This window comes from Streptomyces sp. NPDC003635 (assembly GCF_053587635.1).
This window is the reverse complement of the sequence record NZ_JBSFOK010000007.1, coordinates 78,986-98,365: the sequence shown is the minus strand read 5'-3', so window position 1 is coordinate 98,365 and position 19,380 is coordinate 78,986. Positions and strand designations below refer to the sequence as shown.

The following is a 19,380-nucleotide window of genomic DNA, read 5'->3' as shown; positions in this document are numbered from 1 at the left end:
CGGCTCGTACAGGGGATCCCATGCCCGAGTTGCCCGAGGTCGAGGTCGTCCGGCGCGGTCTGGAGCGGTGGGTCGCCCACCGGGCCGTCGCCGACGCCGAGGTGCTGCATCCGCGCGCGGTACGGCGGCACGTCGCCGGCGCCGACGACTTCGCGCACCGGCTGAAGGGGCACCGCGTCGGCGTCCCCAGCCGGCGCGGCAAGTACCTGTGGCTGCCGCTGGAGGACACCAACCAGTCGGTCCTGGCCCACCTCGGCATGAGCGGCCAGCTCCTCGTCCAGCCGCACGAGGCGCCGACGGAGAAACACCTCAGGATCCGGATCCGGTTCGCCGACTCGTTCGGAACGGAACTCCGCTTCGTCGACCAACGCACCTTCGGCGGACTGTCGTTGCACGACAACACCCTGGACGGACTGCCCGACGTCATCGCGCACATCGCCCGCGACCCCCTCGACCCGCTGTTCGACGACGAGGCGTTCCATCAGGCCCTGCGCCGCAAGCGCACGACCATCAAACGGGCCCTGCTCGACCAGTCGTTGATCTCCGGCGTCGGCAACATCTACGCGGACGAGGCCCTTTGGCGCTCCCGCCTGCACTACGACCGCCCGACGGCGACCCTCACCCGCCCGCGCAGCCTCGAACTCCTCGGCCACGTACGGGATGTGATGAACGCGGCCCTGGCGGTGGGCGGCACCAGCTTCGACAGTCTGTATGTGAACGTGAACGGCGAGTCGGGCTACTTCGACCGGTCCCTGGACGCGTACGGCCGCGAGGACCTGCCGTGCAAGCGGTGCGGTACGCCGATGCGCCGACGCCCGTGGATGAACCGGTCGAGCTACTTCTGCCCGAAGTGTCAGAGGCCGCCGCGCGTCTCGTCGTAACGCGCGCGAGCCGCGAGCACGTCGTCCATCCGGCCCTCCACCAGCTGGATCAGGCCCAGCAGCCGTTCGGCCACGTCATGGCCCAGCGGCGTCAGTTCGTAGTCCACGCGCGGTGGATTGGTGGGCTGCGCGTCGCGGTGCACCAGGCCGTCGCGCTCCAGTGCGTGCAGGGTCTGGGACAGCATCTTCTCGCTCACGCCGTCGATCCTCCGGCGCAGTTCGTTGAAGCGCAGCGAGCGCTCGTGCAGGGCACCGAGCGTGAGCGCGCCCCAGCGACCCGTCACGTGCTCCAGCGTGCCGCGCGAGGGGCAGGCCTTCGCGAACACGTTGTACGGCAGGCCCCTCTCCGCCGTGCGCTCCTGAGTGGTGTCCATCCCCGCAGCGTACTCCAGCGCAGCGCTAACCGATGGGTTGCACTAACCAAAAGTTAGTGCTTTCATTTCCACATCGCTCATTACCTGCACATTCCGGGAGCGCTCATCGTGACCACCCCTGTTGTCTCCATCGCCTACCACTCCGGCTACGGCCATACCGCCGTCCTCGCCGAGGCCGTACGCTCCGGCGCCGCCGATGCGGGGGCCGAGGTGCATCTGATCAACGTCGCCGAGATCACCGACGAGCAGTGGGCGGTCCTCGACCGCTCCGACGCCATCGTGTTCGGCTCGCCCACCTACATGGGCACCGCGTCCGGCCCCTTCCACGTCTTCGCCGAGGCCACCTCCAAGCGCTGGTTCGGACAGGACTGGAAGGACAAGCTGGCGGCCGGCTTCACCAACTCCGGCTCCAAGAGCGGCGACAAGCTGCACACCCTGCAGTTCTTCCAGATCCTCGCCGCGCAGCACGGCATGCACTGGATCAACCTCGGCCTGCACCCGGGCTGGAACAACAGCGAGGGCTCCGAGCACGACCTCAACCGGCTCGGCGTCTTCGCGGGCGCGGCCGCGCAGACCAACGTCGACGAGGGCCCCGACGCCGTCCACAAGGCGGACGTGGCGACCGCCGAGCACCTGGGGCGCCGGGTCACGGAGGCGGCCCTGGCGTTCACGCGGGGCCGGACCCCCGCCGCCGCGTAGCCGAACAGCCATGAGGGCTCCCACCCGGTCACCGGATGGGAGCCCTCATGGGTACGTGCGCCTAGTAGCCGAAGTTCTGCGTCCACCAGGGGCCGCCGGACCCCATGTGGACGCCCACGCCGAGCGTCTTGAAGTCGCAGTTCAGGATGTTGGCCTTGTGGCCGGGGCTGTTCATCCAGGCGTCCATCACCGCGGCCGCGTCGGCCTGGCCGCGGGCGATGTTCTCGCCGCCGAGACTGGTGATGCCCGCCGTGGCCGCCCGGTCCCAGGGGCTCGCGCCGTCCGGGTCGGTGTGGTCGAAGAAGTCCCGCGCGGCCATGTCCTCGCTGAAGGCCTGGGCCAGATCGGACAGCGCGCTGTTCGCGGCGACCGGGCTGCAGCCGACCTTCGCCCGCTCGTCGTTGACGAGCTTGAGCACCTGGGCAGCGGCGGCGGCCTCCTCCGAGAGCTTCGCCGGAGCCTTGGTGGGCGCCGCCGGCTCCTTGGTGGCGGTCTTCGACGGCGTGGCCTTGGGCTTCTTGCTCGGCGTGGCCTCCGGCTCCTTCGACGGGGCCTTGGTCGGCGTGGCCGAGGCGGTCTTCGTCGGCTCGGCCGACGGAGAGGCGGACCGTTCCTGGTCCCGGCTGGCCGGCGTGCTGTCGTCGCGGTTCTCGGCGCTGCCGGAGGTACCGCCCTGCTCGCTCGGCGTGCTGGTCGGGGAGTCGGCGGACTGGACCTTGTCGGCGCTGCCGCCGCCGAGGGTGTAGTTGTCACCGCCGGGCAGTACGCCGGTGGCGACCGCGACGGTGCCGATGGCCACGGCGGCGGAGACGCCGAGCAGGCCGGTGCGCACCGGCGTGACGGCCTTCTTCTTCTTGCGGCGGTTCGGGCGCTCGCCGCGGGGGCCGTCGCCGGGTGTGAAGCCCTCGCTCGCGAAGACCGCGGTGTCGGCGAACCGGTCGTCCTCGGGCGAGAAGAGATAGGCCTCGGTCTGCCCGTAGGCGCCGGCGTAGGCGTCCTGGTGGAGATAGGGGGCGATGCCCACCGCCCCGTCCGGGCCCGTCTCCGGGTACGAGTGCAGCGGGTCGTGGCTCCTCGCGGAGGAACCGTCCGTGTGATTGACCCCCGTGGCGCGGCCCGTGGCGGCGCGGCCGGCGGCGGAGCGTCGGTGGCGTCCCATGTCCTGGCCTTCCTCGTCCGTGCGGTCGACTCGTCCTTAGCGATCAACCAAAGATCACCGAAACTCGCTCGATCGGGTGAAGATTCGATCACGTGAGTTTCATATGAGATTCATTGGGTCGGGACGGTACCGCATGGCGCTGGGTGTGGAAGTGCCCAGTGGGACATTGGGCGGTTAGGTTGCAGTCATGAGCGAGGATGTTCGGCTGGTCGCCTGGGTGCGGGGACGTGTCCAAGGTGTGGGTTTCCGCTGGTTCACGCGTGCCAAGGCACTCGAGATCGGCGGCCTGAGTGGTTTTGCTCTCAATTTGGACGACGGACGGGTCCAAGTGGTCGCCGAGGGCCCTCGCCCCGGCTGTCAGGGCCTCCTCGACTGGCTCGAGGGTGCCGACACGCCCGGACGCGTCGACGGTGTCACCGAGATCTGGGACACACCTCGCGGCGGCTACGACGGCTTCGCCATCCGGTGATCAAAGGCGCCGCCCGCCGCCGCCGAAGCCGAGGAGACGGTCGCCGGCCCCTGCCCGGAACAGAAAGGAGCAGGTGGTTGCCGAGAAACGCTTGCGCTGGCAGGCTCCGCACGCAAGGATGATCGCCACGCCCTCAGGGCCCCGCAGGAGTCGCAGCGCCGCCGATTCGGCCGCGTGCCCCCGGGACGCCCGTCAATACGGGGCGTGATCGTGTTGACCGTCAAACTTTTTGGTGAGACGCTGAAAGCCCCGCGCACCTTAGCTGTTTGGCATGTAAGAACGGCAGCAAGAACTCAAGAGTGCCAAGCACCGTGGGTGCGAATCCCTCACGACCCACACCGCTTCGGTCGGTCACTCATTGTGGAGGACCATCCATCATGGCAAAGGCGCTTCTCGGTTACGTCGGCGGCTCCGACCCGCGACTCCTCGCCGAGATGCGACGGCTCCAGCAGCGCGTACAAGACCTGGAATCGGAGCTCGTACGGATCCAGGCGGAGAACGACGCGCTGACGGCTGCCGCTTCTCACGACAGTCTCATGGAGAGCATCGACGCACACCAGGCGGAGCCTGCGCTCACCTGATCGCTGCATCGCTCCACGACAGCACACGCAGCGGTTGGGCTGCCCGTATCAACCGCTAAGTTGTCAGAAGTTGCAAGGGACGCTTCGGCGTCCCTTCTTTCTTTCCCCCGCGCATCCTTTCAGACTCTTTAACGTCTGGTGTGCCCTGCGCGTTCATGGGCGAAACCGCGGGTTCATGGAGTGAGACACCCCCGGCGGGTAGAGTCCAGCGGCGTGCACCTCAAGGCCCTGACCCTCCGCGGGTTCAAGTCGTTCGCCTCGGCGACCACACTCCGGTTCGAGCCGGGCATCACGTGTGTCGTCGGACCGAACGGCTCGGGCAAGTCCAACGTCGTGGACGCGCTCAGCTGGGTCATGGGGGAGCAGGGCGCGAAGTCACTGCGCGGCGGCAAGATGGAGGACGTCATCTTCGCCGGCACCACCGGGCGCCCGCCGCTCGGCCGCGCCGAGGTGTCGCTGACCATCGACAACTCCGACGGGGCGCTGCCCATCGAGTACGCCGAGGTCACCATCACGCGGATCATGTTCCGCAACGGCGGCAGCGAGTACCAGATCAACGGTGACACCTGTCGTCTGCTGGACATCCAGGAGCTGTTGAGCGACTCCGGCATCGGCCGCGAGATGCACGTCATCGTCGGACAGGGTCAGCTCGACTCCGTCCTGCACGCCGATCCGATGGGCCGCCGAGCCTTCATCGAGGAGGCCGCCGGCGTCCTGAAACACCGCAAGCGCAAAGAGAAGGCGCTGCGGAAGCTGGACGCCATGCAGGCCAACCTCGCGCGGGTACAGGACCTGACGGACGAACTACGGCGCCAGCTCAAGCCCCTCGGCCGCCAGGCCGCCGTCGCCCGCCGGGCCGCGGTGATCCAGGCGGACCTCCGCGACGCCCGCCTCCGCCTCCTCGCCGACGATCTCGTACGGCTCCGCGAGGCCCTGCGGACCGAGGTCGCCGACGAAGCCGCCCTGAAAGAGCGCAAGGAAGCCGCCGAGCAGGAGCTGAGGAAGGCGCTCCAGCGCGAGGCGCTCCTGGAGGACGAGGTACGGCAGCTCACCCCGCGCCTCCAGCGCGCCCAGCAGACCTGGTACGAGCTCTCCCAGCTCGCCGAACGGGTCCGCGGCACGATTTCGCTCGCCGACGCCCGCGTGAAGAGCGCCCATTCCGCGCCCCCCGAGGAGCGGCGCGGCCGCGACCCCGAGGACATGGAGCGCGAGGCCGCCCGGATCCGCGAGCAGGAGGCCGAGCTGGAAGCCGCCCTGGAGGCGGCCGAGCGGGCTCTCGACGACACGGTCGCCCACCGCGCGGAACTGGAACGTGAGCTCGCCCTCGAAGAGCGGCGCCTGAAGGACGTGGCCCGGGCCATCGCCGACCGCCGCGAGGGGCTCGCGCGGCTGAACGGCCAGGTCAACGCTGCCCGTTCGCGCGCCGCGTCGGCCCAGGCGGAGATCGACCGGCTGGCCTCGGCACGCGACGAGGCCCAGGAGCGGGCCGTCGCCGCGCAGGAGGAGTACGAGGCCCTCAAGGCCGAGGTCGACGGCCTCGACGCGGGCGACGCGGATTTGTCCGAGCAGCACGAGACGGCGAAGACGGCGCTGGCCGAGGCGGAGGCGTCCCTGTCGGCGGCCCGGGAAGCGGCCACCGCGGCGGAGCGCAAGCGCGCGGCGACCCAGGCCCGGCACGAGGCGTTGGCCCTGGGGCTGCGCCGCAAGGACGGCACGGGCGCGCTGCTGGGCGCGAAGGACCGGCTGACGGGACTGCTGGGCCCGGCGGCGGAACTCCTGACGGTGACCCCCGGCTACGAGGTGCCCCTTGCGGCGGCCTTCGGAGCGGCGGCCGACGCCATCGCCGTAACGTCACCGGCCGCGGCGGCGGAGGCGATCCGCCTGCTGCGCAAGCAGGACGGCGGAAGGGCGGCGCTGCTGCTCGCCGGGTCACCGGAGACGCCCGTCGAGGGGGGCCCGGGGCCGCGTTCATTCGCGGCTTCCCCGGGGGACGCGGCCAGCCAGGGCGGACCCGCACCCGCCGCCCACCAGCACGCGGCAGATCTGGTCCGCGCTCCTTCCGAGCTCGTGCCGGCCGTACGACGCCTCCTCCGGGACATCGTCGTCGTACAAACCCTCGAGGACGCCGAAGACCTCGTCTACGCCCACCCCCACCTCACCGCGGTGACCGCGGAGGGGGACCTCCTCGGCGCCCACTTCGCGCACGGCGGCTCCGCGGGCGCTCCCAGCCTCCTGGAAGTGCAGGCGTCCGTCGACGAGGCCGCCGCCGAGCTGGAAGAGCTGGCCGTTCGGTGTGAGGAACTCACCACGGCTCAGCAGGAGGCGGGCGAGCGGCGCAGGGAAGCCGCCGCCCTGGTCGAGGAACTCGGAGAGCGGCGCAGAGCCGCCGACCGCGAGAAGTCGACCGTGGCCCAGCAGCTCGGCCGGCTCGCCGGGCAGGCGCGAGGCGCCGCGGGTGAGGCCGAGCGCTCCACCGCGGCGGCGGCCCGTGCGCAGGACGCCCTCGACACGGCCCTCGAAGAGGTCGAGGTGCTCGCCGAGCGGCTCGCCGTCGCCGAGGAGATGCCGGTCGAGGAGGAGCCCGACACCGCCGTACGGGACCGGCTCGCCGCCGACGGAGCCAACGCCCGCCAGACGGAGATGGAGGCCCGCCTCCAGGTCCGTACCCACGAGGAACGCGTCAAGGGCCTCGCGGGCCGGGCGGACTCGCTCGACCGGGCCGCCCGCGCCGAACGTGAGGCTCGCGCGCGTGCCGAGCAGCGGCGGGCCAGGCTCCGGCACGAGGCCGCCGTGGCGGAAGCCGTCGCATCCGGCGCCCGGCAGCTCCTCGCGCACGTCGAGGTGTCCCTCGGCCGGGCCCAGGAGGAACGGGCCGCCGCCGAGGCCGCCAAGGCCCAGCGGGAGCAGGAGCTGACCGCGGCGCGGAACCGCGGCCGCGACCTCAAGGCCGAACTGGACAAGCTCACCGACTCCGTGCACCGAGGTGAGGTGCTCGGCGCCGAGAAGCGCATGCGGATCGAGCAGCTGGAGACCAAGGCGCTGGAGGAACTCGGCGTGGAGCCCGCCGGGCTCGTCGAGGAGTACGGCCCCCACCAGCTCGTACCGCCGTCCCCGCCCGCCGAGGGCGAGGAGCTGCCCGAGGACCCGGAGCATCCGCGCAACCGGCCCAGGCCCTTCGCGCGCGGCGAGCAGGAGAAGCGGCTGAAGGCGGCCGAGCGGGCGTACCAGCAGCTCGGCAAGGTCAATCCGTTGGCGCTGGAGGAGTTCGCGGCGCTGGAGGAGCGGCACAAGTTCCTCAGTGAGCAGCTGGAGGACCTGAAGAAGACCCGTGCCGATCTGCTCCAGGTCGTCAAGGAGGTCGACGAGCGCGTCGAGCAGGTCTTCACCGAGGCCTACCGGGACACCGCCCGCGAGTTCGAGGGCGTCTTCAGCCGGCTCTTCCCGGGCGGCGAGGGGCGGCTGATCCTGACCGACCCCGACAACATGCTCACCACCGGCGTCGACGTCGAGGCGCGTCCGCCGGGCAAGAAGGTCAAGCGGCTCAGCCTGCTCTCCGGCGGCGAGCGGTCGCTGACGGCCGTGGCGCTGCTGGTGTCGATCTTCAAGGCGCGGCCCAGCCCGTTCTATGTCATGGACGAGGTCGAGGCCGCCCTCGACGACACCAACCTCCAGCGGCTGATCCGCATCATGCAGGAGCTGCAGGAGGCCTCGCAGCTGATCGTGATCACCCACCAGAAGCGGACCATGGAGGTCGCGGACGCGCTGTACGGCGTCTCCATGCAGGGGGACGGTGTGTCGAAGGTCATCAGCCAGCGCCTGCGCTGACATCGCCCCACTCCATTCAAGACTTGAACACAACTCCTTCATCTCTCGCTTCAAAGGTCACATCTATTGCCTCTTGACTTCGAAACCTGAAGGCATAGGGTCTGCAACGTTGCTTTTACCTTCAGGTCTCTCGGCTTGGAGGTGCTGACCCACCCGGCAGCGTTGCCGGTGTCCGAGGAGTACTACGTGACCAGCACAGCGCAGGCACCCCAGTCAGGAGCGAAGGCGGCGCACCCCGAACACCTCGGGCACGTCGTCTTCATCACGGCCGCAGCCGCCATGGGCGGATTCCTGTTCGGCTACGACAGCTCCGTCATCAACGGCGCCAACGGCGGCATCCAGGACAGGTTCGACCTGAGTTCCGGGGCCACCGGCACGGTCGCCGCCTGCGCCCTGCTCGGCAGCGCGGTCGGCGCGGCCGTCGCCGGCCGGATCGCGGACCGGATCGGCCGTATCCGCGTCATGCAGATCGCGGCGGTGCTGTTCGCCGTCTCGGCCGTCGGCTCCGGTCTTCCCTTCGCCGCCTGGGACCTCGCCGCCTGGCGTGTGCTCGGCGGTATAGCCATCGGTATGGCCTCGGTCATCGGCCCCGCGTACATCGCCGAGGTCGCCCCGCCGGCCTACCGCGGCAGGCTCGCCTCCTTCCAGCAGGCCGCCATCGTGATCGGCATCGCGGTCTCCCAGCTCGTCAACTGGGCCATCCTCAACATGGCCGACGGCGAGGAGCGCGGAAAGATCGCGGGCCTGGAGTCCTGGCAGTGGATGCTCGGCGTGATGGTCGTCCCGGCCCTCGTCTACGGCCTGCTGTCCTTCGCCATCCCCGAGTCCCCGCGCTTCCTGATCAGCGTCGGCCGCGTCGACGAGGCCAAGAAGGTGCTCGCCGACGTCGAGGGCGACGTCGACCTCGACGCCCGGGTCGCCGAGATCGACGAGGCCATGCGCAGCGACCACAAGTCGACGTTCCGGGACCTGCTCGGCGGCAAGTTCGGCCTGCTGCCCATCGTCTGGATCGGTATCGGCCTGTCCGTCTTCCAGCAGCTGGTCGGCATCAACGTCATCTTCTACTACTCCAACCTGCTGTGGCAGTCGGTCGGAGTCGACCCGTCGAGCTCGTTCTTCTACTCGTTCGAGACCTCGATCATCAACATCATCGGTACGGTCATCGCGATGATCTTCGTCGACCGGATCGGCCGCAAGCCGCTCGCGCTGATCGGCTCCGTCGGCATGGGCATCTCGCTGGCGCTCGCCGCCTGGGCCTTCTCCTACCAGAACGGCAACGAACCGCTGCCGACCGCACAGGGTGCCGTGGCGCTGATCGCCGCCAACGCGTTCGTGCTCTTCTTCGCCCTGTCCTGGGGTGTCGTGGTCTGGGTCATGCTCGGTGAGATCTTCCCGAACAAGATCCGCGCCGCCGCGCTCGGTGTGGCCGCCTCGGTCCAGTGGATCGCCAACTGGGTCATCACGATCACCTTCCCGGACCTGTCGGAGTGGAACCTGTCGCTCACCTACGTCATGTACGCGGTGTTCGCCTTCCTCTCCATCCCCTTCATCCTCAAGTTCGTGCCCGAGACCAAGGGCAAGAAGCTGGAGGAGATGGGCTGACCCCCGCCCCGGACTCGGGGAGAAGGGCCCAGTCCCCGCTGCCCTCCTCCTCGTTTCGTGAAAATACGTACTGCCCCGGCTCAGTCAGGTGAGCCGGGGCAGTACGGCTTCACAGAACAGCCGCAGGCTCCGCCAGCCCTCCTCCGGCGGCATGCCCCCGCACAGCGGATGCAGCACCAGGTTGTCCAGCCCCCGCGCCACGCACTCCTCGGGCGTCAGCACCCGGTACACGCCCTCCGCGCGCAGCTCGGCCACCGAGCCGGCGCCGGAGCGGACCGCCGAGCGGATGTCGCCGGACTGCCAGGAGGCGTACGTCCGCGCCTCGTGCAGGAAGTGTTCGCCGTACTCGGCCCAGGTCCGGTCCGGGTCCTCGGCGAGGTGCAGCAGCGGCGTCTCGGCGGCCGGCATCATCGTCCAGCCCTCGGTTCCGTACTCGGTGAGCCGCTCCTTGTAGTACGCCTCCAGCTCCGGCAGATGCGCGCTGGGGAAGAACGGCAGGCCGAGGCGGGCGGCCCGGCGTGCGGCGGCCTTCGAGGAGCCGCCGACCAACAGCAGGGGGTGCGGCTCGGTGAAGGGGCGCGGGGTGATCCGTACCGTACGGCCGCGGTACTCGAAATCCTCGCCGGTCCATGCCTTCAGCAGGGTCTCCAGCAGTTCGTCCTGGAGCCTGCCGCGCCGCTTCCAGTCGACGTCGAAGAGCGCGTACTCCTCGGGGCGGTATCCGATCCCGGCGACCGTCACCAGCCGTCCGCCGCTGATCAGGTCCAGTACGGCGATGTCCTCGGCGAGTCGCAGGGGGTCGTGCAGCGGGCCGATGATCGCCGAGACGGTGACCGCCAGGCGCTTCGTCGCGCCGAACACGGCCGCCGCGAAGGCGAACGGGGACGGCAGCCAGTTGTTGTCGGCGCCGTGGTGCTCCTCGGTCTGGACCGTGGTGACGCCGTGCTCGTCGGCGTACGCGGCCATCTCCAGGGCGGTCCGGTAGCGCGCGGCGAGCGAGGCGGGGGTCGCGCCGGGCGCGACGAGGTTGAAGCGGACGACCGTGACGGGCATGGGGGTCCCCCTTCACCGGGCGGGTGTGGGGGAGGACGTTAGCTGACGGTGTGTCAGAGATCCAGAGGGGTGTCGCCGTACTCCATGGCTGATACTGGTCCCGTTATGGACATCGTCATCCTTGCTGTAGTCATCGCCGTGGTCGTGCTCGGCGCGCTCGGCGGGCTCGTCGTCGGCAGCCGGCGCAAGAAGCAGCTGCCCCCGCCGCCCCCCGCAGCGCCCGACATCACCGCCCCTCCGGCCGAGCCGCATGTCGGCGACGAGGCCGAGACGCCGCGCGACGAACCGCGCCGGACGATAGAGGAGGTGGATCTTCCCGACGGATCGACCGGGGTCGCCGTCGAGGAACCGCCGGTCGTCGAGGAACTCCCGCCGACCGAGATCGAGGTCCCGGAGCCCACCGCGGGCCGCCTGGTCCGACTCCGGGCCCGTCTGTCCCGCTCCCAGAACGCCCTCGGCAAGGGCCTGCTCACGCTGCTGTCGCGCGAGCACCTGGACGAGGACACCTGGGAGGAGATCGAGGACACGCTGCTCACCGCCGACGTCGGCGTGCTGCCCACCCAGGAGCTGGTGGACGGGCTGCGCGAGCGCGTGAAGGTGCTCGGCACCCGGACCCCCGAGGAGCTGCGCGGCCTGCTGCGCGAGGAGCTGCTCAAGCTGGTCGGCACCGACCTGGACCGCACCGTGCGGACCGAGCCGGAGGACCGCAAGCCGGGCATCGTGATGGTCGTCGGGGTCAACGGCACCGGCAAGACCACCACCACCGGCAAGCTCGCCCGGGTGCTGGTCGCCGACGGCAACACCGTCGTCCTGGGCGCAGCGGACACCTTCCGGGCCGCCGCCGCCGATCAGCTCCAGACCTGGGGTGAGCGGGTCGGCGCCCACACCGTGCGCGGTCCGGAGGGCGGCGACCCCGCCTCCGTCGCCTTCGACGCGGTGAAGGAGGGCAAGGAGCTGGGCTCCGACGTCGTCCTCATCGACACCGCCGGGCGTCTGCACACCAAGACCGGTCTCATGGACGAGCTCGGCAAGGTCAAGCGGGTCGTGGAGAAGCACGCGCCGCTCGACGAGGTACTGCTCGTCCTGGACGCCACCACAGGGCAGAACGGCCTGGTGCAGGCCCGCGTCTTCGCCGAGGTCGTCGACATCACCGGCATCGTGCTGACCAAGCTGGACGGTACGGCCAAGGGCGGCATCGTGATCGCGGTGCAGCGCGAGCTGGGCGTGCCGGTCAAGCTGATCGGTCTGGGCGAGGGCGCGGACGATCTGGCGCCGTTCGAGCCGGAGGCGTTCGTGGATGCGCTTATCGGAGAGTGACACCCCACCACCCACGAAGAAGCGCCCGCCTCCTGAAGAGACGGGCGCTTCGCCGTGTGCGTTGCATGTCGGCGGTGGGTGCCTTGCTGTGCCGGGGCCGGTGCTTCGCTGCGTCGACCACGTGTGCGTTGCATGGCGGCCTCGGGTGTTTCGCTGTGCCGGCGCCAGGTGGTTGGTCCGACGGGCCGGCGTCAGGTGCGCCGCTGAGTCGGTGCCGGGTGCTCCGATGGGTCGATGCCGGGCGCTTCCCTGTGTCAGGGAGGTGCCCTTCGTCATGCCCGGAGCCAGTGCTTCGCTATGCCCGCGAGCGGTGTGCCACGTACGCCAGTGTGCCCAGGAGCAGCCGTGCCGCCGGGGGCTTCGTCGCTGAGTCCAGGGCGGGGGAGCGCAGCCAGCGGACCGGGCCCCGGCCGCCGCGGTCGGACGGCGGGGCGGTGACGAAGGTGCCGGGGCCGAGGCCGCGCAGGTCGAGGGAGGTCGGGTCGTCCCAGCCCATGCGGTAGAGCAGCTCGGGAAGCTCGGCGGCGGCGCCGGGGGCGACGAAGAAGTGGGCGCGGCCGTCAGGTGTGGCGGTGACCGGGCCGAGCGGCAGGCCCATGCGCTCCAGGCGGGCCAGCGCGCGGCGCCCGGCCGGTTCGGCCACCTCGATCACGTCGAACGCCCGGCCGACCGCCAGCATCACCGCGGCGCCCGGGTATTCGGCCCAGGTCCGGCTCACCTCGTCGAGGGTGGCGCCGGCCGGGACCCGGGGAGCGAAGTGCAGGGGGTGGGCGCCCGGTTCGTGACAGTCCGCCCGGCCGCAGGAGCACGCGCCCGCCGTCGCCCGCGCGCCCGGCACCACGTCCCAGCCCCACAGCCCGGTGAACTCGGCGACGGCGGTGCACTCGGACGACCGGCCGCGTCGACGCGTGCCGGAGCGGATCTCGCGGATGCCGGCGATCGTGAAGCCCATGCCCCCTCCAACGGGTCCGGCGCGCCAGTGGTTACGGCGCGGATGCGGGTCGTGACCCTCTGTGTCCACCTTCGGTCTTCTCACGCCTGGCTCCACGCATTCCGGGCGGCGCTCGGAAGCGCCCCGGGTCGCGCGCCCGGCGGTGCGCGCCCCTGAGTGCATCGCTCCGCCCACTCCAGGCCGGTCTATGTCAAGTGAATCGTGCGGAGGCGTACGTGAGTTCATTCGAAGGGGTGGCGAATGGTGGCGTTTCCGGGATCGCCGTGGCTGGACCCGTGATCGTAGGATTACTTTGAGTGCACGAGTCCTGGGGGCACATGCACTTGCGGGTATGCCGGAGGCAACTCGGCTTTCCGTTCGAAGGGTGAGAACTTCCGGACGGGGAGCCGTATTTACCGGCATTCTGATAGGGCTTGGCGCACTCGGTGACAAGTGGTCCAAGGGATGGGGGCGTTCCAGTGAGCGGCAACAGCGGAAGCGGCACAAGCGCTACGAACGCTGACAAGCGGCCGAACGAACTGCTCACTTCCTGGTTCGTGCGCAGCGGCTGGTCGAAGGGCGAACTCGCCCGCCAAGTCAACCGCCGCGCGCGCCAGTTGGGCGCCAACCACATCTCCACCGACACCTCCCGGGTGCGCCGCTGGCTGGACGGCGAGAACCCGCGCGAGCCGATCCCGCGGATCCTGTCCGAACTGTTCTCCGAGCGGTTCGGCTGTGTCGTCTCCGTCGAGGACCTCGGCCTGCGCGCCGCCCGCCAGTCACCGTCGGTGTCCGGAGTGGACCTGCCCTGGACGGGCCCGCAGACCGTGGCCCTGCTCAGCGAGTTCTCGCGCAGCGACCTGATGCTGGCGCGGCGCGGCTTCCTCGGGACCTCGCTGGCCCTGTCCGCGGGCCCGTCCCTCGTCGAGCCGATGCAGCGCTGGCTGGTCCCGTCCCCGACCGCCGGGCGCGCCGAGCCCGAGCCCCCCGCCCAGCCCCGCCGCGGTCGGCTCTCCAAGCCCGAGCTGGAGCTGCTGGAGTCCACCACCGTGATGTTCCGGCAGTGGGACGCCCAGTGCGGCGGCGGCCTGCGCCGCAAGGCGGTCGTAGGACAACTGCACGAGGTGACCGACCTCCTCCAGGAACCCCAGCCCGATTCCACCACCCGCAAGCTGTTCAAGGTGGCCGCCGAACTCGCCGAGCTGGCCGGGTGGATGTCGTACGACGTCGGGCTCCAGCCCACCGCGCAGAAGTACTTCGTGCTCGCCCTGCACGCCGCCAAGGAGGCCGGCGACCGGCCGCTCGGCTCGTACATCCTCTCCAGCATGAGCCGCCAGATGATCCACCTCGGCCGGCCCGACGACGCCCTGGAACTGGTCCACCTCGCCCAGTACGGCAGCCGTGACTGCGCGAGCCCGCGCACCCAGTCGATGCTGTATGCGATGGAGGCCCGCGCGTACGCCAACATGGGGCAGCCCGGCAAGTGCAAGCGGGCGGTGCGGATGGCCGAGGACACCTTCGGCGAGGCCGAGGAATGGGACGAGCCCGATCCCGACTGGATCCGCTTCTTCTCCGAGGCCGAGCTGTACGGCGAGAACTCCCACTCCTACCGCGATCTCGCCTATGTCGCGGGCCGCAGCCCGACGTACGCCTCGCTCGCCGAGCCGTTGATGCAGCGGGCGGTCGACCTGTTCGCCAAGGACTCCGAGCACCAGCGGTCCTACGCGCTGAACCTCATCGGCATGGCCACCGTCCATCTGCTCCGGCGCGAGCCCGAGCGCAGCGCGCAGTACGCGACCGAGGCCATGCAGATCGCCAAGAAGGTGCGCTCGGAGCGCGTCAACACCCGGATCCGGAAGACGGTCGACACGGCCGTACGCGATTTCGGTGATCTGCACGAGGTCGTGGACCTGACGGACCGGCTCGCCGTGGAACTCCCGGAGACCGCGGAAGCCGTCTGAATCCCTTGAACCCCGGCCGCGGCCGGCCCTCCCGAACTGCCCGACTCGGCTCCCCCATGCCAGGTCATCGGAAGGCCGTCCGCGGCCGGCCCATACCTCCTTGCGAAGGTTGCGCCACGATAACGATCGACGGGCGCTGAATCCGGCAGTTCATCGATGCGTAACACCCACGGCGCCTTCGTCACGGCGGCGAAACAACGAGGGGCTTCCACCGAAACCGCGCTGCGCCAATCTCATGGCGCATAACCGGCCCACCCCTCAATCCGCTCAGGCTTCGCCCGCACGGGGCCGTACCAACGACGAGGAGACGCCGATGGCACCAGCCATCACGCTTGCCGCAGAGACGGAGCTCTCTGCCGCCAACACAGGCTTCATGCTCATCTGCTCCGCCCTGGTGATGCTCATGACACCGGGACTCGCCTTCTTCTACGGAGGCATGGTCCGCGTCAAAAGCACCCTGAACATGCTGATGATGAGTTTCATCAGCCTGGGGATCATCACCATCCTGTGGGTGCTCTTCGGGTTCTCCCTCGCCTTCGGTGACTCGCACGGCGGGCTCATCGGCTGGACCTCCGACTACGTCGGACTCAGCGGGGTCGGCAACGCCGAACTGTGGGACATCTACAACATCCCGGTCTACGTCTTCGCCGTGTTCCAGCTGATGTTCGCGATCATCACCCCCGCCCTGATAAGCGGTGCGCTCGCGGACCGGGTGAAGTTCAGCGCCTGGGCGCTGTTCATCACGCTGTGGGCCTGCATCGTGTACTTCCCGGTCGCGCACTGGGTCTGGGCGCCCTCCGGCGGCTGGGCCTTCGACCTCGGCGTCATCGACTTCGCCGGTGGTACGGCCGTCCACATCAACGCCGGTGCCGCGGCCCTCGGCGTGATCCTGGTCATCGGCAAGCGCGTCGGCTTCAAGAAGGACCCGATGCGCCCGCACAGCCTCCCGCTGGTCATGCTCGGCGCCGGGCTCCTGTGGTTCGGCTGGTTCGGCTTCAACGCCGGTTCCTGGCTCGGCAACGACGACGGCGTCGGCGCGCTGATGTTCGTCAACACGCAGGTCGCCACCGCCGCCGCCATGCTCGCCTGGCTCGCCTACGAGAAGATCCGGCACGGCGCCTTCACCACGCTGGGCGCGGCCTCCGGCGCCGTCGCCGGTCTGGTCGCCATCACCCCGTCCGGCGGTGCGGTGTCCCCGGTCGGCGCGATCTTCGTCGGTGCCATCGCCGGTCTCCTCTGCGCCATGGCGGTCGGCCTGAAGTACAAGCTCGGTTACGACGACTCGCTCGACGTCGTCGGCGTCCACCTGGTCGGTGGCATCGTCGGCTCCCTGCTCGTCGGCTTCTTCGCCAGCGGCAAGGGCCAGTCCGAGGTCGAGGGCCTCTTCTACGGCGGTGGCCTGGAGCAGTTCTGGAAGCAGTGCGCCGGTGTCGGTGCCGTCCTCGCCTACTCCCTCGTGGTCTCCGCACTCCTCGCCTTCGTCATCGACAAGACGCTCGGCATGCGGGTCCCCGAGGACGACGAGGTGGCCGGCATCGACCAGGCCGAGCACGCCGAGACCGCATACGACTTCAGCGGTGCCGGCGGCGGCGCGGCCCGGACCACCGCCCAGGCCCCGGTCGCCGACACTGCGAGCAAGAAGGTGGACGCATGAAGCTCATCACCGCCGTCGTCAAGCCGCACCGGCTCGACGAGATCAAGGAAGCCCTCCAGGCCTTCGGCGTGCACGGCCTGACGGTCACCGAGGCAAGCGGCTACGGTCGGCAGCGGGGCCACACCGAGGTCTACCGGGGCGCCGAGTACACCGTCGACCTGGTCCCGAAGATCCGTATCGAGGTGCTGGCCGAGGACGACGACGCCGAGCAGCTGATCGACGTCATCGTCAAGGCCGCCCGCACCGGCAAGATCGGTGACGGCAAGGTCTGGTCCCTGCCGGTCGAGACGGCCGTACGGGTCCGTACCGGCGAGCGCGGGCCTGACGCGCTCTGATCGGACGCGCGTAAAAACAGGAACAGGAGTTGCTGGGTGACGAGTACGGACGTACAGCACGATGCAGAGGACTCGGGACCCAGCGGCTATGCGGCGGCCCGGCTGCGCCTCCTCACCGAGGAGGCGCGGTCCGGGCCGCCGCGCCGTACCGCCCTCGCGCAACTCACCGACGACTGGCTCACCGGCCTGTTCGCCGCCGGAGCCGAGGGGCTGCGCGGGGTCTCCCTGGTCGCCGTCGGGGGTTACGGCCGGGGCGAGCTGTCGCCGCGCAGCGATCTGGACCTGCTCCTGCTGCACGACGGCGCCGACGCGGACGACGTCGCCGCCCTGGCCGACCGGATCTGGTATCCCGTCTGGGACCTCGGGCTCGCCCTCGACCACTCGGTACGGACGCCCGCCGAGGCCCGTAAGACGGCCGGGGACGACCTGAAGGTCCAACTCGGCCTCCTGGACGCCCGCCATATCGCGGGCGACCTCGGTCTGACCGCGGGACTGCGGACGGCGGTCCTGGCCGACTGGCGCAACCAGGCCCCCAAACGGCTGCCCGAACTCCAGGAACTCACCGCCGAACGCGCCGAGCGTCAGGGCGAGTTGCAGTACCTGCTGGAACCCGACCTCAAGGAGGCCCGGGGCGGACTGCGGGACGCCACGATCCTGCGCGCCGTCGCCGCGTCCTGGCTGGCCGACGCCCCGCGTGAGGGCCTCGACGACGCCCGGCGCCGGCTGCTGGACGTGCGGGACGCCCTGCACCTGGCCACCGGGCGCGCGACCGACCGGCTCGCGCTCCAGGAACAGGACCAGGTCGCGGCCGAATTGGGCCTGCTCGACGCCGACACCCTGTTGCGGCAGGTCTACGAGGCGGCGCGGGTCATCTCGTACGCCAGTGACGTCACCTGGCGTGAAGTAGGGCGTGTGCTGCGGTCGCGCGCCGTGCGACCGCGGCTGCGCGCCATGCTGGGCGGCGGCAAGCCGGTCGCCGAGCGCTCCCCGCTGGCCGAGGGCGTCGTCGAACAGGACGGCGAGGTGGTGCTCGCCCGCGCCGCGCGCCCCGAGCGCGACCCGGTGTTGCCCCTGCGGGCCGCGGCCGCCGCCGCGCAGGCCGGACTCCCGCTCTCCCTGCACGCCGTACGGCGCCTGGCGGCCACCACCCGCGCCCTGCCCACGCCCTGGCCCGCGGAGGCCCGCGAACAGCTCGTCACCCTGCTCGGCTCGGGGCGCCCCACGATCGAGGTCTGGGAGGCGCTGGAGGCGGAAGGGCTGATCAGCCGTCTTCTCCCGGACTGGGAGCGGGTGCGCTGCCGCCCGCAGCGAAACGCCGTGCACATCTGGACCGTCGACCGGCACCTGATCGAGACCGCGGTGCGCGCCTCCGAGTTCACCCGGCGGGTCCAGCGCCCCGACCTGCTGCTGGTCTCCGCGCTGCTGCACGACATCGGCAAGGGCTGGCCCGGCGACCACTCGGTGGCCGGGGAGATCATCGCGCGCGATGTCGCGGCCCGCATCGGCTTCGACCGCGAGGACGTCGCCGTACTCGCCGCTCTCGTACGGCATCACCTGCTGCTCGTCGACACCGCCACCCGGCGTGATCTGGAGGACCCGGCCACGGTCCGCGCGGTCGCCGACGCGGTCGGCACCCAGTCCACGCTGGAGCTGCTGCACGCGCTGACCGAGGCGGACGCGCTGGCGACCGGTCCCGCCGCCTGGTCGACCTGGCGCGGATCCCTCGTCGCCGACCTGGTCAAGCGGGTCTCGGCCGTGCTCTCCGGGGACGCCCCGGCGGAACCGGAGGCCGCCGCGCCCACCGCCGAGCAGGAGCGGCTCGCGATCGAGGCCGTCGCCACCGGCAGCCCGGTCCTGGCCCTGCGCGCCCAGACCGAGCCCCCGGCGGACGACCAGCCGGCCGGCGACCCGGAACCGCTCGGCGTGGAGCTGCTGATCGCCGTACCGGACCAGCCCGGCGTGCTGCCCGCGGTCTCCGGGGTCCTCGCCGTGCACCGCCTCACCGTGCGCACCGCGGAACTGCGCGCCCTGGACCTCCCCGACGGCGTCGAGGGCTCGGTCCTGCTGCTGAACTGGCGGGTCGCCGCTGAGTACGGCTCCCTGCCGCAGGCCGCCCGGCTGCGCGCGGACCTGGTCCGGGCCCTGGACGGCAGCCTGGACATCGCGGGCCGCCTGGCGGAGCGGGACGCGGCCTATCCCCGCCGCCGGGGCGTGGTGGCGCCGCCGCCCAGGGTGACGGTCCACCCGGCCGCCTCCCGCCTGGCCACGGTCATCGAGGTCCGCGCCCAGGACGCCCCCGGACTGCTCTTCCGGATCGGGCGGGCCCTGGAGGACGCCCGCGTGCGGGTCCGCAGCGCGCACGTGAGCACGCTGGGCGCGAACGCCGTGGACGCGTTCTATGTCACAGGCCCGGAAGGCGCCCCGCTCCCGCGTGAGGAGGCCTCGGCGGTGGCCCGGAAGCTGGAGGAAACCCTGCGGGGCTGAACAGGGATCCCGGCGACTGGTGCCGCCGGGATACCCTTGAGGGCGATTCCCAGCT

At 70.8% G+C, this 19,380-nt stretch carries 15 protein-coding genes; 11 read left to right on the top strand and 4 right to left on the bottom strand.

Annotated features, from left to right (window positions below; translation table 11 throughout):
- Window positions 1–20 precede the first annotated feature (20 nt).
- On the top strand, window positions 21–881 hold the full coding sequence (gene mutM, locus ACWDRW_RS09325) for a bifunctional DNA-formamidopyrimidine glycosylase/DNA-(apurinic or apyrimidinic site) lyase (protein WP_451721688.1): 861 nt from the start codon (window positions 21–23) through the stop codon (window positions 879–881).
- Here the strand turns inward: mutM and ACWDRW_RS09320 are convergent.
- Complete coding sequence (locus ACWDRW_RS09320) at window positions 854–1,255, bottom strand: winged helix-turn-helix transcriptional regulator (RefSeq protein ID WP_451721687.1); 402 nt, start codon at window positions 1,253–1,255, stop codon at window positions 854–856. The two genes, mutM and ACWDRW_RS09320, sit on opposite strands and share 28 nt — an antisense overlap.
- 108 nt (window positions 1,256–1,363) lie before the next feature.
- On the opposite strand from ACWDRW_RS09320, the gene ACWDRW_RS09315 reads away from it, so the two are divergent.
- Window positions 1,364–1,954: a flavodoxin family protein gene (locus ACWDRW_RS09315; RefSeq protein WP_451721686.1), complete on the top strand. Its 591-nt coding sequence runs from the start codon at window positions 1,364–1,366 to the stop codon at window positions 1,952–1,954.
- 61 nt (window positions 1,955–2,015) lie between these two features.
- On the opposite strand, the gene ACWDRW_RS09310 is transcribed toward ACWDRW_RS09315, so the two are convergent.
- On the bottom strand, window positions 2,016–3,113 hold the full coding sequence (locus ACWDRW_RS09310; protein ID WP_451721685.1) for a CAP domain-containing protein: 1,098 nt from the start codon (window positions 3,111–3,113) through the stop codon (window positions 2,016–2,018).
- Window positions 3,114–3,300: 187 nt separating this feature from the next.
- Between ACWDRW_RS09310 and ACWDRW_RS09305 the strand changes: the two genes are divergently transcribed.
- From ACWDRW_RS09305 to ACWDRW_RS09290, 4 genes are all read left to right on the top strand, one after another.
- Window positions 3,301–3,582 carry an acylphosphatase gene (locus tag ACWDRW_RS09305; RefSeq protein WP_451721684.1) on the top strand — a complete coding sequence of 94 codons (282 nt, stop codon included), beginning with the start codon at window positions 3,301–3,303 and terminating at the stop codon, window positions 3,580–3,582.
- A gap of 377 nt (window positions 3,583–3,959) precedes the next feature.
- Entirely contained in the window at window positions 3,960–4,163 is a 204-nt protein-coding gene (locus ACWDRW_RS09300; protein WP_009327638.1) for a hypothetical protein, read from the top strand.
- Between the two features lie 213 nt (window positions 4,164–4,376).
- Window positions 4,377–7,988 (top strand): chromosome segregation protein SMC, encoded by a 3,612-nt coding sequence (smc, locus tag ACWDRW_RS09295; RefSeq protein WP_451721683.1) that lies wholly within the window; start codon window positions 4,377–4,379, stop codon window positions 7,986–7,988.
- Between the two features lie 186 nt (window positions 7,989–8,174).
- Window positions 8,175–9,590, top strand: a complete 1,416-nt coding sequence (locus ACWDRW_RS09290) for a sugar porter family MFS transporter (RefSeq protein WP_451721682.1) — start codon at window positions 8,175–8,177, stop codon at window positions 9,588–9,590.
- 84 nt (window positions 9,591–9,674) lie between these two features.
- Here the strand turns inward: ACWDRW_RS09290 and ACWDRW_RS09285 are convergent, their stop codons facing one another.
- Window positions 9,675–10,643 carry an LLM class flavin-dependent oxidoreductase gene (locus ACWDRW_RS09285; RefSeq protein WP_451721681.1) on the bottom strand — a complete coding sequence of 323 codons (969 nt, stop codon included), beginning with the start codon at window positions 10,641–10,643 and terminating at the stop codon, window positions 9,675–9,677.
- A 105-nt stretch (window positions 10,644–10,748) separates the two neighbouring features.
- On the opposite strand from ACWDRW_RS09285, the gene ftsY reads away from it, so the two are divergent.
- Window positions 10,749–11,960, top strand: coding sequence for a signal recognition particle-docking protein FtsY (gene ftsY, locus ACWDRW_RS09280; RefSeq protein WP_451721680.1), 1,212 nt, complete (start codon window positions 10,749–10,751; stop codon window positions 11,958–11,960).
- A gap of 295 nt (window positions 11,961–12,255) precedes the next feature.
- Here ftsY and ACWDRW_RS09275 read toward each other — a convergent pair whose 3' ends face one another.
- Complete coding sequence (locus tag ACWDRW_RS09275; protein ID WP_451721679.1) at window positions 12,256–12,912, bottom strand: bifunctional DNA primase/polymerase; 657 nt, start codon at window positions 12,910–12,912, stop codon at window positions 12,256–12,258.
- Window positions 12,913–13,370: 458 nt separating this feature from the next.
- On the opposite strand from ACWDRW_RS09275, the gene nsdA reads away from it, so the two are divergent.
- From nsdA to ACWDRW_RS09255, 4 genes are all read left to right on the top strand, one after another.
- Entirely contained in the window at window positions 13,371–14,852 is a 1,482-nt protein-coding gene (nsdA, locus tag ACWDRW_RS09270) for a transcriptional repressor NsdA (RefSeq protein ID WP_451721678.1), read from the top strand.
- A gap of 313 nt (window positions 14,853–15,165) precedes the next feature.
- Window positions 15,166–16,506: an ammonium transporter gene (locus ACWDRW_RS09265; protein WP_451721677.1), complete on the top strand. Its 1,341-nt coding sequence runs from the start codon at window positions 15,166–15,168 to the stop codon at window positions 16,504–16,506.
- A complete protein-coding gene (locus ACWDRW_RS09260; RefSeq protein ID WP_003997576.1) occupies window positions 16,503–16,841 on the top strand; it encodes a P-II family nitrogen regulator in 339 nt (112 codons plus the stop codon). The genes ACWDRW_RS09265 and ACWDRW_RS09260 overlap by 4 nt, the downstream gene beginning before the upstream one ends.
- A gap of 36 nt (window positions 16,842–16,877) precedes the next feature.
- Window positions 16,878–19,325 (top strand): [protein-PII] uridylyltransferase, encoded by a 2,448-nt coding sequence (locus ACWDRW_RS09255; RefSeq protein WP_451721676.1) that lies wholly within the window; start codon window positions 16,878–16,880, stop codon window positions 19,323–19,325.
- The last annotated feature ends 55 nt before the right edge of the window (window positions 19,326–19,380 follow it).

Bases quoted from the DNA above. Each gene is read 5' to 3' on its own strand.
- ACWDRW_RS09285 (WP_451721681.1), bottom strand. From the start codon at position 10,643: ATGCCCGTCACGGTCGTCCGCTTCAACCTCGTCGCGCCCGGCGCGACC.
- ftsY (WP_451721680.1), top strand. From the start codon at position 10,749: ATGGACATCGTCATCCTTGCTGTAGTCATCGCCGTGGTCGTGCTCGGC.
- ACWDRW_RS09275 (WP_451721679.1), bottom strand. From the start codon at position 12,912: ATGGGCTTCACGATCGCCGGCATCCGCGAGATCCGCTCCGGCACGCGT.
- mutM (WP_451721688.1), top strand. From the start codon at position 21: ATGCCCGAGTTGCCCGAGGTCGAGGTCGTCCGGCGCGGTCTGGAGCGG.
- ACWDRW_RS09300 (WP_009327638.1), top strand. From the start codon at position 3,960: ATGGCAAAGGCGCTTCTCGGTTACGTCGGCGGCTCCGACCCGCGACTC.
- ACWDRW_RS09305 (WP_451721684.1), top strand. From the start codon at position 3,301: ATGAGCGAGGATGTTCGGCTGGTCGCCTGGGTGCGGGGACGTGTCCAA.
- ACWDRW_RS09265 (WP_451721677.1), top strand. From the start codon at position 15,166: ATGGCACCAGCCATCACGCTTGCCGCAGAGACGGAGCTCTCTGCCGCC.
- ACWDRW_RS09310 (WP_451721685.1), bottom strand. From the start codon at position 3,113: ATGGGACGCCACCGACGCTCCGCCGCCGGCCGCGCCGCCACGGGCCGC.
- ACWDRW_RS09260 (WP_003997576.1), top strand. From the start codon at position 16,503: ATGAAGCTCATCACCGCCGTCGTCAAGCCGCACCGGCTCGACGAGATC.
- ACWDRW_RS09320 (WP_451721687.1), bottom strand. From the start codon at position 1,255: ATGGACACCACTCAGGAGCGCACGGCGGAGAGGGGCCTGCCGTACAAC.